The organism is Actinobacillus porcitonsillarum (assembly GCF_003101015.1).
In the GTDB taxonomy this organism is placed as follows: domain Bacteria; phylum Pseudomonadota; class Gammaproteobacteria; order Enterobacterales; family Pasteurellaceae; genus Haemophilus_A; species Haemophilus_A porcitonsillarum.
On record NZ_CP029206.1, the window covers coordinates 1,710,196 to 1,725,587 of the forward strand.

Below are 15,392 nucleotides of genomic sequence, written 5' to 3' on the forward strand. Positions count from 1 at the left end.
AACTGCGCATAATGCTAACGCTAATAAGGAGAAAATTTATGGCTAAATTCGTTTCACAGGAAACAATTAATAATTTCTTTGATGGGAAGCATTCGGATCCTTTCTCTGTATTAGGTATGCATGAAACAGAGTATGGTATCGAAATTCGAGCACTATATCCTGATGCCAATAAAATTGAAGTTATTGGTAAAAATAACGAAGCACTGTGTGAGCTGCACCAAATTGATGAAAGAGGTTTTTTTGCTGGAGTTGTACCTAACACCCGTAGCTTTTTTACTTATCAATTAAAAGTGTATTGGGGATATGAAGCTCAAATTCTTGAAGATCCTTATCGTTTTCACCAAATGATCAGTGATTTAGATAATTGGTTATTAGCTGAAGGTTCTCATTTACGCCCTTATGAAATTTTAGGTGCTCATTTCTCTGAATGTGATGGTATTGCAGGTGTCAATTTTCGCTTATGGGCGCCAAATGCGAAACGAGTTTCTGTAGTAGGAGATTTTAACTATTGGGATGGGCGCCGTCATCCGATGCGTTTTCATCAAGCCAGTGGAATTTGGGAGCTTTTCTTACCAAAAGTCTCTTTAGGGCAAAATTATAAATTTGAATTATTAGATTGTAATGATCATCTTCGTTTAAAAGCCGATCCTTACGCTTTCCGTTCTCAACTACGTCCAGACACAGCTTCTCAAGTTAGCGTACTTCCAGAATTTGTTGAAATGACAGAAAGACGCCGTAAAGCAAATCAGGCAGACCAACCAATATCTATTTATGAAGTTCACTTAGGTTCTTGGCGTCGCAATTTAGAAAACAATTTTTGGTTAGATTACGATCAAATCGCCGATGAACTTATTCCTTATGTTAAAGATATGGGATTTACTCATATTGAATTTTTACCACTCTCTGAATTCCCATTTGATGGTTCTTGGGGATATCAACCAATTGGTCTTTATTCACCAACAAGTCGTTTTGGTACGGCAGAAGGTTTTAAACGCCTTATCGATAAAGCCCATCAAGCAGGCATTAACGTCATTCTTGATTGGGTTCCTGGACATTTTCCGAGCGATACGCACGGCTTAGTTGCTTTTGATGGTACATCACTTTATGAATATGCTGATCCGAGAGAAGGTTATCATCAGGATTGGAATACTTTAATTTATAACTATGGGCGACATGAGGTCAAGAATTTCCTAACAGGTAATGCTCTCTATTGGCTAGAGCGTTTTGGTTTAGATGGTATTCGAGTAGATGCGGTCGCTTCAATGATTTATAGGGACTATAGTCGTAAAGACGGGGAATGGATTCCAAACCGTTATGGCGGTAGGGAAAATTTGGAAGCCATTGAATTTCTAAAACAAACCAATAAAGTGATTAGAGAAGAAATTCCTGGCGCAATTTCTATTGCAGAGGAATCAACTTCATTTGCAGGTGTTACACATCCTATTGAAAATAATGGGCTTGGTTTTAGTTTTAAATGGAATATGGGGTGGATGAATGACACGCTATCCTATATGCAAAAAGATCCTATTTACCGTCAATATCATCATAGCCAAATGACATTTGGCATGATGTATCAATACAGTGAACAATTTGTGCTTCCATTATCACATGATGAGGTTGTTCATGGGAAATACTCGCTTTTAGGCAAAATGCCAGGCGATGCATGGCAAAAATTTGCTAATTTGCGTGCTTATTACGGCTATATGTGGGCATACCCTGGTAAAAAACTTCTATTTATGGGAAATGAATTTGCGCAAGGCAGAGAATGGAACTATAAAGAAAGTTTAGATTGGTATCTTCTTGACGAACAACATGGTGGTTCTTGGCATAAAGGTGTATTGAAATTCGTTAAAGATTTGAACCATACCTATACAGGAAATGCTCCACTTTATGAATTAGATTTTGATCCTGATGGTTTTGAGTGGTTAGTGGTTGATGATGCACAAAATTCAGTGTTTGCGTTTGAAAGACGTAGCCGTAAAGGGGAACGAATCATTGTTATTAGTAATTTCACCCCGATTCCTCGTGAAAATTATCGTATTGGGGTTAATGAATCTGGCGAATATGAAGAAATTTTAAATTCTGATTCCAGTTTCTATCAAGGTTCTAATATGGGGAATGGCGGTAAAGTATTAAGTGAAGAGATTGAAAGCCACGGAAAAGCACAATCCATCAATGTTGTTATTCCTCCATTAGCGACAATTTATCTTAAGTTTAAAGCACAAGCGGTTGAATCGAAAAAAAGTTTTGCGAAAAAAGCAAAAGCTCAACCTCATAAAAAACAAAAATAAGGCTAAATATGTTTCATACAGCAAAAGGAACACCTTACCCAATGGGTTGCACCCATCAAGAATATGAAGGTAAACAAGGATTTAACTTCTCACTGTATTCTTCACAAGCGAGAGCAGTAGAGCTTTGTTTCTTTGATTCTGTTGGGCAAGAAGTACGATTTCCAATGTATAAAACAGAGGATATTTGGCATATTTGGCTTGCTAATTTAGAGTATGGCACGGAATACGGTTTCCGTATTTACGGGAATTCCGAATCTATTAGTAATTTAAATAAATTAATGCTCGATCCTTATGCAAAAGCGGTAAACGGAAAACCTGATTTAAGCAATAGTGAGAAGCGGAAATGGTTTCTACTCTCTGATGAGCGAGATAATGCAGCCTTTGCGCCTAAATCAGTTGTAACACAAACAGATTTTGATTGGGAAGGCGATAAGCCACTCCGAACGCCTTGGGCTGAAACGATTATTTATGAAGTGCATGTGAAAGGGTTTACACAATTGCATTTGGACTTACCTGAGGAAATCAGAGGTTCTTATGCAGGATTGGCTCATCCTAAAATGATCGCTTATTTAAAAGAGCTCGGCATAACCGCTGTTGAACTATTACCTATCAATTATCACTTAGACGAACCGCATTTACAGGAAAAAGGTTTGCAAAATTATTGGGGATATAGCCCGCTTGCAATGTTTGCCGTTGAGTCAAAGTATTGGTCTGGACGAGAAGGCACAACACCATTAACGGAATTTAAATCTATGGTAAAAGCCTTGCATCAGGCTGGCATTGAAGTGATTTTAGATGTGGTATTTAATCATTCGGTTGAGTCTGAAAAACATTTTCCAACTTTTTGCCAACGTGGTATTGATGATCGAACGTATTATTGGCAAAACGAAGATGGGGAGTATCACAATTATACCGGATGTGGTAATTCACTAAATCTTTACCATGACGCTTCTCGTCGCTGGGTATTAGATTGTTTACGCTACTGGGTTGAAGAGTGTCATGTAGATGGTTTCCGATTCGACTTAGCTTCAACATTAGGCAGAGAGCCTGATTTTAATAAACAAGCACTGTTATTTAGAGAAATTGAACAAGAACCGTGTTTGAAACATTGTAAATTGATTGCGGAACCATGGGATATTGGTGGTAATGGTTATCAAGTTGGTAATTTCCCAGCCTATTTTGCCGAATGGAATGACCGTTTCCGTGATGATGTCACGAAATTTTGGTTATGGAAAAGCGGAGAGCTCGGCATATTTACAGAACGCTTTGCAGGCTCAAGCGATATTTATAAGTATGATGGACGCTTACCACATCACTCAATTAACTTTATTACGGCTCACGATGGTTTTACTTTACGTGATTTAGTAAGTTATAACCATAAACATAATGAAGCAAATGGAGAAAATAACCGTGATGGACGTAATGAAAACTACAGTTATAACCACGGTTTTGAAGGCATAGAAAACGTACCACCGATGGTGGAACAAGATCGTATTTTAAGCCGAGCAAGTCTCATGATGAGCCTTTTATTAGCGAATGGTACACCGATGTTATTAGCTGGCGATGAATTTGGGCATACTCAATTTGGTAATAACAATGCCTATTGTCAGGATAATGAAACGAGTTGGTTGAAATGGGCTCAATTTGATACGGTATTTTTCAATTTCATTAAGCAAACGATTGCATTGAGAAAAAAAATAAGAAGTCTTAATCATGATCAATGGTGGAGCATTGAAAATGTGCAACTTTTTAATACGCAAGGCGAATTAATGAATCTTGATGATTGGCATAATAGAGATACCAAGGCAATGCAGATTTTATTGGATCATCAATATCTTTTATTAATCAATGCCAAAACAGAATTACAAACCTTTATCTTACCGAAAGGGCGATGGAAGATTGTAGAAGACGCAGCATTTAATCAAAATCAACGATGGGAAAATGGTTTTCTCACATTAGAAAACGTAGATTTTTGTGTGTTGCAAAAGTGATCGATTAACGTCGGTTAAGGTTAAGTTCTTTTATATTACAGGGAGTGGCTATATGAATAGCAGTATTTCTCAATTACCAAATAGATATGAATTGGTTAAAGATACATTAGTATTGATTCTTGCCGGAGGGCGAGGTTCAAGATTACATGAGCTTACCGATAAACGTGCAAAACCGGCACTCTATTTCGGCGGTAATCGCCGTATTATTGATTTTGCCTTATCAAACTGCATTAACTCCGGGTTAAATCGTATCGGCGTTATTACTCAATATGCGGCACATTCTTTACTACGCCATCTACAAACAGGCTGGTCATTCTTACCGCAAGAACGTGGCGAGTTCGTTGATATGCTTCCTGCTCGTCAGCAAATTGATGATTCAACATGGTATCGTGGCACAGCGGATGCGGTTTATCAAAATATGGCGATTATTCGTGACCACTATCGTCCAAAATATATTCTTATCTTAGCGGGCGACCATATTTATAAACAAGATTACAGTCAAATGTTGTTAGATCACGTTATGAGTGGTGCACAATGTACCGTAGGTTGTATTGAAGTTCCTCGTTCAGAAGCCTCAGCATTTGGTGTAATGGCAGTGGATGAAAACTTAAAAGTAAAAGCCTTCGTTGAAAAACCAAAAGATCCGCCTGCGATGGTAGGCAAACCAGATATTTCATTGGCTTCAATGGGGATCTATGTATTTAATTCAGATTACCTCTATGATGTGTTAGAGAGAGAGGTTCACACTCCATGTACTTCTCACGATTTTGGTAAAGATATTCTTCCTAAAGCATTAGAAGAGGGCGTATTATATGCACACCCATTTAGCCGTTCTTGTATGGGACGTAACACAGAAGGCGAAATTTATTGGCGTGATGTCGGAACATTAGACAGTTTCTGGCAATCGAATATCGACCTTGTATCCGAAAATCCGCAATTGGATATTTATGATCAACGTTGGCCAATTCGAGGTAATCCAGTACAAACGTATCCATCTAAATTCTTCTATAAAAATGCAAGTATTCGTCCAGTGGATAACTCATTAATTGCAGGTGGTTGTGTTATTACAGATGCCTCTATTAGCTATTCTGTGTTATTTGATAAAGTGAAAGTTAATGAAGGCTCTTCCGTAGAATATTCTGTCGTATTGCCTGAAGTGGTTATCGGTAAAAACTGCGTATTAAAAAATTGTATCATTGATCGTCATACAAAAATTCCGGATGGGATGAAAATCGGTGTGGATTTGGAAGAAGATCGCAAACGTTTCAGAGTAAGTAGCACAGGGAAAGTCGTGCTTGTGACAGCAGCAATGATAAAGAAGTTAAATGGTGAAAATATTTCTTCTGAAGCGCATTTAGATTAAGTTTATGCTGAGAAATGCGGAGTAAATCGCTCCGTGTTTCTCTTATTTTATAGGATATAGAATAATGAGAGTATTACATGTTTGTTCAGAAATCTATCCGTTATTAAAAACCGGTGGATTAGCAGATGTAATGGGCGCATTACCTTTTGCACAAAAAGAGATTGGTGTCGATGCACGTATAGTCGTTCCAGGTTTTCCGGCTATTTTTGCAGGTATTGGCGAAACAGCTGTCGTGACAGAATTCCATAATTTTGCTGGACATATCACATTACGTTACGGCGAATATAAAGGCATTGGTGTTTATATTATTGATGCACCTCATCTTTATGCACGAGAAGGCAACCCTTATCATGACCCTTGGTATAACGACTATATTGATAATTATAAACGCTTTGCGTTATTAGGCTGGGTCGGTGCGGAGTTGGCAACAGGGCTTGATTTTTGGTGGAAAGCAGAAGTGGTGCATGCACACGACTGGCATGCTGGCTTAGCTTCAGCTTATTTATATCAGAAAGGAAGACCAGCAAAATCTGTCTTCACCATTCATAATTTAGCTTATCAAGGTAAATTTTCTTATCATCATCTCTTTGAGATTGGTTTGCCGTTAGAAATGTTCCATGTTCATGGATTAGAGCTTTACGGTGAAATGTCTTACTTAAAAGCTGGGTTATATTACTCAGACGTTTCCACCGCAGTGAGCCCAACCTATGCAAGAGAAATTACTACACCGGAATTTGGCTATGGTTTACAAGGCTTGTTGAGTGTTCTACGTGATCAAGGTCGTTTAGTCGGTATTTTAAACGGGGTAGATGAGAATATCTGGAGTCCAAGCAAAGATAGCTATATTGAAGACCACTATAAATTGAAATCAATGGTTGGAAAACGGAAAAATAAAGAAAAATTACAGGCTTATTTTAACCTCCCACAAAATCCGGATACGCTGGTCTTTGTGATGGTCACACGTTTAACGGAGCAAAAAGGTGTTGATCTTCTTATTGACAGTGCAGAAAGTATTGTACAACAAGGAGGACAGTTAATTATTTTAGGATCGGGTTCTCCGCACATGGAATATCATCTCAATCAATTAGCACAGCATTATCCGGAGCATATTGGTGTAAAAATTGGTTATGATGAAGCATTATCCCACTTACTCATTGCAGGTGGTGATGTGATTTTAGTGCCAAGCCGTTTTGAACCTTGTGGTTTAACACAACTTTATGGTTTGAAATACGGAACATTACCGCTAGTACGAGCAACAGGTGGACTCGCAGATACAGTAGTTGATAGCACATTAGAAAACATAAAATCTCGTACAGCAACGGGATTTGTTTTCCATGACGCAACGAAAGACGATCTCTGCAAAGCAATTTCGAATGCATTTGCTTTATGGCAAAAACAACGTTCATGGTTTAGCGTTCGAACCATTGCCATGGAACAAGATTTCAGCTGGCAGATTTCAGCATTACAGTATCAAAAACTTTATGAACGTTTGCTCGGACATCATTAATTATTTTACTCATTTAGGAGCTCTTATATATGGTAATCGATAATATTGATTTTCCATTTTCTTATAATCGCCCAGAACATACGACCGATTCGTTGAAAAAGGCGATTGTTTATAAACTTATCTTCTTAATCGGGCGCTCACCACAAGAGGCAAGCCAACGAGACTGGTTAAATGCCACGTTATATGCGGTACGTGATTTAGTAACAGAAGGCTGGATTTCGACCGCTCGTCAAGCTCGAGCAGATGAGACTCGCCGTGTTTACTACCTTTCAATGGAATTTTTGATTGGTCGAACTTTATCAAATGCACTCATTGCAGAAGGACTTTATGACCTCGCTAAAGATGCACTTTCTGAGTTAAAAGTTGATTTAGAAGAAATTTTAGAGAAAGAAGTTGATCCGGGTTTAGGAAATGGAGGTTTAGGTCGTTTAGCCGCGTGCTTTATGGATTCGATTGCCACATTGGGTATTCCGGCAATGGGTTATGGTATTCGTTATGAATACGGCATGTTCCGTCAAAAAATTGAAGATGGTCGCCAAGTTGAAAAACCGGATGCATGGTTAGAGAAGGGCGCACCTTGGGAGTTTATGCGTCCTTCTAAACGTTTCCATATTCGTTTTGGCGGACATATTTATTTTGAAGGTAAGAAATGTATTTGGAATCACGGCGAAGAAATTACCGCATTAGCCTACGACCAAATGATTCCAGGCTATGATAATGATTCGGCTGCAACGCTACGCCTTTGGAGCGCTTATGCAGGCGATGTATTTAATTTGCAAGACTTCAACCGTGGGGACTATTTCCGTGCGATAGAAAACCGCTCTTCAACCGAAAATGTTTCTCGTGTACTTTATCCTGATGATTCTACTTCAGCAGGGCGTGAATTACGTTTACGTCAAGAGTATTTCTTAGTATCTGCATCATTACAAGATATTTTGAAACGTCATAAACGCACACACGGTACGCTTGAAAATTTAGCGGATAAGGTTGCTATCCATTTAAATGATACGCACCCGGCTTTAGCTATTCCTGAATTGATGTATATCTTGGTCGATCAAGAAGGCTTCTCGTGGCAACACGCTTGGGATATGTGTCGTCGTATTTTCTCCTACACCTGCCATACTTTAATGTCAGAAGCATTAGAAACGTGGCCGGTCGAAATGATGGCGAAAATCCTACCACGTCATTTACAGATCATCTTTGAAATCAACGATCATTTCTTAGATTACGTGAGAAAACACGTAACAGACGAACACGATTTTATCCGCCGTGTTTCACTTATCGAAGAAGGTGATTATCGTAAAGTTCGTATGGGTTGGTTATCCGTGGTTGGTTCGCACAAAATCAATGGTGTAGCCGCAATTCATTCTGATTTAATGGTTACTTCAACCTTCGCTGATTTTGCTCGTATCTATCCAGAACGTTTTACTAACGTAACTAATGGTATTACACCTCGTCGTTGGATTGCTGTGGCAAACCCAGATTTATCTGCGCTATTTGATAAATATATCGGTAAAGAGTGGCGTCGCGATCTCAGTCAATTAGAACAACTGAAGGCGCATATTCAAAAAGCTGATTTCAAAGCGGCTATTCCACAAATTAAATATGCGAATAAAGTTCGTTTAGCAGAATATGTGAAGAAAACGCTAGGTATTGAGCTTGATCCAAATGCATTATTTGATGTTCAAGTAAAACGTATCCACGAGTACAAACGTCAAATTCTAAACGTATTACATATTGTTACCCGTTATAACGAGATGTTGGCAAATCCGGAAAAAGATTGGACACCTCGTGTCTTTATCTTAGCAGGTAAAGCAGCTTCAGCATATTATGCAGCAAAACAAACCATTCATTTAATCAATAATGTGGCGAATATCATCAATAACGATGAACGCTTAAAAGGACGTTTAAAAGTCGTCTTTATTCCAAATTACAGCGTAAGTTTGGCACAGTTAATTATTCCGGCGGCAGATATTTCTGAACAGATTTCATTAGCAGGTACAGAAGCATCGGGTACAAGTAATATGAAATTCGCCTTAAATGGCGCATTAACGTTAGGTACGTTAGATGGTGCGAATGTGGAAATTCTTGAGAATGTAGGCAACGATCATATCTTCATTTTCGGTAATACCGTTGAGCAAGTAGAAGCATTACGCCGTCAAGGTTATCGTCCATTTGAAATTTATCAAGCAGATGAGCAACTTCGCCAGGTTGTAGATCAAATTACGTCCGGTTATTTCTCACCAAATGACCCGAACCGTTATCAAGATCTCTTAAATAACTTATGCTACCACGATTATTACCAAGCATTCGCAGACTACCGTAGCTATGTGGAGGCACAAAAAGCGGTTGATGTGAAATATCAAGACCAAGCTGCTTGGGTAGAAAGCGCAATTCAAAATATTGTGAATATGAGTTTCTTCTCTTCAGATAGAACCATTGCAGAATATGCAGAAAAAATCTGGAAAGTAGAACCACTTAAATTAGGTGCATAAGATTTTGATTTATTGATTTTGGATTTATAAGGGCGAAAGATTTTCGCCCTTATTTTTTACCCTCGCCCCTTGTGGGAGAGGGAAAGATTTTGCTTCGTTTAGAAGCAAAATCAGGGAGAGGGGTAAATTCCTTTCTGGAAGTTCCCCCTCTCTCTGCCTACGGCTGCTAAACGCATCCTTCGGCTGTCTCTCTCCCACAAGGGGAGAGAGTAAGCATATTGCGGCTTATAAACTAGTTGTGAAAATAACTAATTTTAAATTAGCAAAATTCTCAAGAAATTCAACCGCTTGTAAATTATTCCACCCAGTATTTTTTCTTCGAGGTTTGTCCAATACCCGGGTTAAAGCTGTTTGTCGGATCAAGCGCTTTATAGAACTTACGTAAGGTTGGTTTCGCTTCGTATAAATGACCAACATTATGTTCTGCCGGATATTGCGCACCACGTTGGTCGAGTAGTTTTAACATCTCGTGTTCTAATTCAACACAATCATTGCCTTTTTTCACAATATAATCTTGGTGGAAAACGTGGCACATAAAGTGTCCATAATAGAGTTTATGGCTGATTTTATTATCAATTTCTGGCGGTAAATGCTCAAACCATTCACTATCATTGCGGCGTAATGCAATATCTAACGCAACAATATCTTCAACTTCTTTTTCGTGAATGGCACGATAACGAATTGCTGCAGAAGCAACAGCAAAGCGGTGGAGCATTGCCGCTTGGGTTTCTACCGCATTACATTCAAAATAACCCCCTTTTGTGCTATCGCTAAAGTATGTGCTTAAAAATTCTCGAGCTTCATTTACGCCTTTACCGCCCATTTTGACAATTAAATGGTGCTCATAGCGATCACGATATTCCCACAAACTTTTTGGTAAATGCTCCGGTAAAACCTTTGACACAAGTTGCATAAATTTATCGCTTAAATGTTGAGGTAAGAACGGGACTTTTTTTCCTAAACGATCCACATTCGCTTTAAGCGCAAAGAGTTTTGGTAACCAGTGCGTACCAAATTTCTTAATTACCCAGAAAGTGTCTTTTCCATAGCGAGCGGCAATATCAAAAGCATCACGATGGATATATTCACCTGAAATTGGCAGTTGTTCGAAATTTGCTAACATATGACGGCGAACATCATTTAAGACAGAAGTTTGGTTTGTACCAATATAGAAAACCGCTGTTTCTCGCTCAAGAGGGAAGGTATCTAAGCGAACCGCAAAAATCGCTAATTTACCTGCACTACCTGAAGCCTCATAATGACGGGCAGGATCGGCATTAAAACGAGCAGGGGAGTTTTCATCAACTTGGCGCACGTGGTTACAATAACTATGATCGTGTCCTTTACCGCAATCAAGCGTAATATCTTTTTGTTGGTAATGTTGCCCTTGTAGGTTAGTTAAAATTTCTTCAGGTGTCGAACCTAAATCAATACCGAGATGGTTTTTTAACTCCAGTTCGCCGTGCTCATTTAATTGGGCATACAACGCCATCTCAGTATAAGCCGGCCCACGTTGAACAAGCGCACCGCCGGAGTTATTACAAATCCCACCAATAACAGAAGCCCCAATGCAAGATGAACCAATGACAGAGTGAGGTTCACGGCTATGGGGCTTCAATTTATTTTCAAGTTCATTAAGTGTAGATCCGGGAAGACAGACGACTTGCGTTGCATTATTGATGAGTTGAATACCATCAATACGCATTGCATTGATAATGACAATATCCCGATCATAGTCATTTCCACTTGGTGTTGAACCGCCCGTTAGACCGGTATTTGCCGCTTGATTGATGACAATAACATCGTGTGCAACGCAGGCTTTTAAAACTTTCCAGAATTCTAATAAGGTTGCAGGTCGCACTACGGCGAGAGCATTTCCCGTACCAAAGCGATAACCGCTTCGATAGGCTTCTGTTTTAGCTGGATCGGTAATAATATATTGCCCACCGACAATTTCGGTAAGGGTAGAGATGAGTTGTTGAGCAGACATAGTTTGTTATCCTCTTGTAAAAAGAATTAACAATATCATAACCAACACTTGCGCATTTGTTAAGCGAAAAAAGAGAAATAAGCGGTCAAATTTAGAGGATTTTTTGCAAATAGGGAGAGCGGAGAAGCAAAAGGCTCCCAAACGGGAGCCTATTTATAAAAGCAATTAAGCTTGAGTTGCTTGGATTGCAGTTAATGCGATGGTGTAAACGATGTCATCAACCAACGCACCACGAGATAAGTCATTAACCGGTTTACGCATACCTTGAAGCATTGGACCGATAGAAACTAAATCTGCTGAACGTTGTACCGCTTTATAGGTTGTATTACCTGTATTTAAATCAGGGAACACGAATACGGTTGCTTTACCTGCAACTGGAGAATTTGGCGCTTTAGAACGTGCCACATCTTCCATTACCGCTGCGTCATATTGTAATGGACCATCGATAATTAAGTCTGGACGTTTTTCTTGTGCAATACGTGTTGCTTCTTTCACTTTCTCTACATCTGCACCAGAACCTGATGTACCGGTTGAGTAAGAGATCATTGCAACACGAGGCTCAATACCAAAGGCTTTTGCAGAATCTGCAGATTGAATTGCGATTTCAGCTAATTGTTCTGCATTTGGATCTGGGTTTACCGCACAGTCACCATATACAAGGACTTGGTCTGGTAATAACATAAAGAAGATAGAAGATACAATTGAGCTACCCGGTGCAGTTTTGATAATTTGCATTGGTGGGCGAATTGTATTTGCTGTGGTGTGAACTGCACCTGAAACTAAGCCATCAACTTCGTTCGCTTCTAACATCATTGTACCTAGTACAACGGTGTCTTCTAATTGCTCACGCGCTGATTCTTCAGTCATACCTTTTGCTTTACGTAACTCAACTAAACGAGCAACGTAATTTTCACGGACATCAGCAGGGTTAATAATGGTAATACCTTTACCTAAAACCACACCTTGTGCCTCTGCAACACGTTGTACATCAACAGGGTTTGCTAAAAGTACACATTCTGCAATACCACGTTCTGCACATAATGCTGCAGCTTTAACTGTACGAGGTTCGTCACCTTCCGGTAATACGATACGTTTTTTCGCTGAGCGTGCAAATTCTGTTAATTGATAACGGAATGCTGCCGGCGACAAGCGGCGTGCACGTGTTGCACCTTTAGAAACTTCTTCGATAAAGCCTGAATTTAATTGGCTTGCAACGTATTCTTTAATTGCTAAGATACGTTCTTTGTCATCTACAGGTACTTCTAAACTGAAGCTTTGTAGGTTAAGTGCAGTTTGCCATGTGTTACCTTCTACACGGAAAATAGGCACGCCAGTCTCAAATGCTTGTTGGCAAAGTTTAGCAATTGAGCTTTCAATTTTGTAGCCACCGGTTAATAAAATTGCGCCGATTTCTACACCATTCATAACAGCTAATGAAGCCGCAACTAATACTTCAGGGCGGTCAGCTGAAGTAACTAATAAGTTACCTGCTCTAAAGTGATCAACCATATGCGGTAAGCTTCTTGCACAGAAACTTACACCACGAATACGACGAGTATTGAGTTCGCCTTCATTGATAATTGCTGCATGTAAATGTTTTGCTAAATCTACAGCGCGTGTTGCGATAAGATCAGCTTTCCATTCAACACAAGCGAGTAGTTTAATTGGACTTTTTGCAAATAAAGCTTCAACTTCAGCAACATTTTGAGTGCTGTGTTGGAATGAGTCGAAGATTTCTGTTAAATCCGGGCGAGTGCGACCTGATTCATCAACCGGTGCATTGAATTTATTGATCACGACACCAAGTAGGTTAGGGTTATTACGACCACCGAACTCCGAAGCGGCTGCTTCAACACGTTCTTTTAATTGAGATGGTTTATCTGAACCTGGCGCCGCTACCAATACGATTTCTGCATCTAATGCTTGAGCCATTTCATAGTTAATGCTGTTCGCATAAGAGTTTTTGCGAGTCGGGATTAAACCTTCAATGATAACAATTTCATTGTTTTTCGCTAATGCTTGATGGCGTGCAACGATTTTCTCTAATAAAACATCAGTTTGATTTTGACCGATAAGTGCTTCCGCTTCACTTAACATGAACGGTTCGCCGATTTCGGTCGTTTGAGCCGCTTTAATGATTGAAGTAGAGCGGTCTAATGTATCTTCACCGCTAATTGGCTGAGCGATTGGTTTTAAGAAACCAACTTTAGTACCTTTTTGTTCTAAGGCGTGAACAAGACCTAAACTGACACTTGTTAAGCCTACGCCTGTTGAGGTAGGGATAAGAATAATAGTTCTAGACATTTTAATGTGTTCCGAATTTAAAAGTGAAAAAGGGCAGAGTGGTCTGCCCTTAGAAATTATAATGCTAATTTAGCGGTATCTTGTGCAATCACTAATTCTTCATTTGTTGGGATAACAATCGCTTTAAATGCAGAATCGTCTGTTGTAATAACACCTTCTTTACCGAAACGTGCTGCTAAGTTACGCTCGTTATCTACTTTAATACCGAATAATTTTAAGTGGTTTAAAGTTAATTCACGTACGTGACCAGAGTTTTCACCAATGCCACCGGTAAATGCAATAGCGTCTAAGTGTGAATCACCTAAAATCGCCATATATGCACCGATGTATTTTGCTAAGCGATATGCGTAAACGTCTAACGCACGTTTCGCTTCAGGTTTAGACGCATCGTCATAGTTATCTTCAGCGTAGCGGCAGTCGCTTGTTACTTCAGTTAAACCTAAAAGACCTGATTTTTTCACTAAGGTATCTTCAATTTGTTCCATTGACATACCAAGGTTTTTATATAGGTAGAAGATGATAGCAGGGTCGATATCACCTGAACGAGTACCCATTACTAAACCTTCTAACGGTGTTAAACCCATTGATGTGTCAATACATTTACCGTTACGAACCACAGAAACTGAACCACCGTTACCTAAGTGGCATACGATAGTATTTACTTGATCAACCGGTTTACCTACACGTTCAGCAACTTCACGAGAAATGAATAAGTGGCTTGTACCGTGAGCACCATAACGACGAATACCGTGCTCTTTATATAATGCATATGGAAGCGCATATAAATATGCTTCTTCTGGCATAGTTTGATGGAATGCTGTATCAAAAACAGCAACGTTTTTCTCTTTTAATTCAGGGAAAATACGGAAAGCTTCTTTAATACCAATTAAGTGAGCAGGGTTGTGAAGTGGTGCAAATTGAATTGCATCTTCAATACCTTTAACAACATCATCATTGATAACCACAGATGATGTGAATTTTTCTCCACCGTGAACGATACGATGACCGATAGCACCGATACTTGCTTTTAATTCTTCTGATAATAGCTCATTAGCGATAAACGTAAGAGCTTCGCTGTGTGCTGCACCAGCACCTAAATCAGCATTGCCTTTTTCGCCGTTTAATTTCCATTTAATACGAGCATCTTCTAAATGAAACGCTTCTGCTAGACCAGATAATTTTTCATCACCTGTTTTTGGATCTAAGATAGCAAATTTTAAAGATGAGCTACCGCAGTTAAGGATAAGAATTAAATTTTTAGACATGTCAAATACCTTAATTTCGTTTGAACGATTTATACCTAAATACGCAAGGCGTGAATACTTGTATAGAATACACAATTCATGAGTTGAATTAAAGAAATAATAAATAAATTTTGATCTAGATTAGCAAAATACCATCAAAGGCGTATAAAAATAAAAATATTTATAACTTATATCTTCTTATTTTAA

General features: G+C 39.1%; 8 protein-coding genes. 5 read left to right on the plus strand and 3 right to left on the minus strand.

Annotated elements, in window-relative coordinates; genetic code table 11:
• Positions 1 to 38 precede the first annotated feature (38 nt).
• From glgB to DDU33_RS08335, 5 genes are all read left to right on the plus strand, one after another.
• Entirely contained in the window at positions 39 to 2,291 is a 2,253-nt protein-coding gene (glgB, locus tag DDU33_RS08315; RefSeq protein ID WP_108924673.1) for a 1,4-alpha-glucan branching protein GlgB, read from the plus strand.
• A gap of 8 nt (positions 2,292 to 2,299) precedes the next feature.
• A complete protein-coding gene (gene glgX, locus DDU33_RS08320) occupies positions 2,300 to 4,282 on the plus strand; it encodes a glycogen debranching protein GlgX (protein WP_108924675.1) in 1,983 nt (660 codons plus the stop codon).
• A gap of 52 nt (positions 4,283 to 4,334) precedes the next feature.
• Complete coding sequence (gene glgC, locus DDU33_RS08325) at positions 4,335 to 5,645, plus strand: glucose-1-phosphate adenylyltransferase (RefSeq protein ID WP_005818834.1); 1,311 nt, start codon at positions 4,335 to 4,337, stop codon at positions 5,643 to 5,645.
• Positions 5,646 to 5,709: 64 nt separating this feature from the next.
• Positions 5,710 to 7,152, plus strand: a complete 1,443-nt coding sequence (glgA, locus tag DDU33_RS08330; RefSeq protein WP_108924678.1) for a glycogen synthase GlgA — start codon at positions 5,710 to 5,712, stop codon at positions 7,150 to 7,152.
• A 29-nt stretch (positions 7,153 to 7,181) separates the two neighbouring features.
• Positions 7,182 to 9,647 carry a glycogen/starch/alpha-glucan phosphorylase gene (locus DDU33_RS08335; RefSeq protein WP_108924680.1) on the plus strand — a complete coding sequence of 822 codons (2,466 nt, stop codon included), beginning with the start codon at positions 7,182 to 7,184 and terminating at the stop codon, positions 9,645 to 9,647.
• 295 nt (positions 9,648 to 9,942) lie between these two features.
• Here the strand turns inward: DDU33_RS08335 and dld are convergent, their stop codons facing one another.
• The 3 genes from dld to DDU33_RS08350 all read right to left on the minus strand — a co-directional run bounded on the left by dld (position 9,943) and on the right by DDU33_RS08350 (position 15,206).
• Positions 9,943 to 11,637 carry a D-lactate dehydrogenase gene (gene dld / locus DDU33_RS08340; protein WP_108924682.1) on the minus strand — a complete coding sequence of 565 codons (1,695 nt, stop codon included), beginning with the start codon at positions 11,635 to 11,637 and terminating at the stop codon, positions 9,943 to 9,945.
• Positions 11,638 to 11,802: 165 nt separating this feature from the next.
• Positions 11,803 to 13,941: a phosphate acetyltransferase gene (gene pta, locus DDU33_RS08345; RefSeq protein ID WP_005819964.1), complete on the minus strand. Its 2,139-nt coding sequence runs from the start codon at positions 13,939 to 13,941 to the stop codon at positions 11,803 to 11,805.
• Between the two features lie 56 nt (positions 13,942 to 13,997).
• A complete protein-coding gene (locus DDU33_RS08350; protein WP_005819966.1) occupies positions 13,998 to 15,206 on the minus strand; it encodes an acetate kinase in 1,209 nt (402 codons plus the stop codon).
• Between the last annotated feature and the right edge of the window lie 186 nt (positions 15,207 to 15,392).

Excerpts from the sequence above, each read along its gene's own strand:
- glgX (WP_108924675.1), top strand. The coding sequence starts at position 2,300 with ATGTTTCATACAGCAAAAGGAACACCTTACCCAATGGGTTGCACCCAT.
- dld (WP_108924682.1), bottom strand. The coding sequence starts at position 11,637 with ATGTCTGCTCAACAACTCATCTCTACCCTTACCGAAATTGTCGGTGGG.
- DDU33_RS08350 (WP_005819966.1), bottom strand. The coding sequence starts at position 15,206 with ATGTCTAAAAATTTAATTCTTATCCTTAACTGCGGTAGCTCATCTTTA.
- glgA (WP_108924678.1), top strand. The coding sequence starts at position 5,710 with ATGAGAGTATTACATGTTTGTTCAGAAATCTATCCGTTATTAAAAACC.
- glgB (WP_108924673.1), top strand. The coding sequence starts at position 39 with ATGGCTAAATTCGTTTCACAGGAAACAATTAATAATTTCTTTGATGGG.
- DDU33_RS08335 (WP_108924680.1), top strand. The coding sequence starts at position 7,182 with ATGGTAATCGATAATATTGATTTTCCATTTTCTTATAATCGCCCAGAA.
- pta (WP_005819964.1), bottom strand. The coding sequence starts at position 13,941 with ATGTCTAGAACTATTATTCTTATCCCTACCTCAACAGGCGTAGGCTTA.
- glgC (WP_005818834.1), top strand. The coding sequence starts at position 4,335 with ATGAATAGCAGTATTTCTCAATTACCAAATAGATATGAATTGGTTAAA.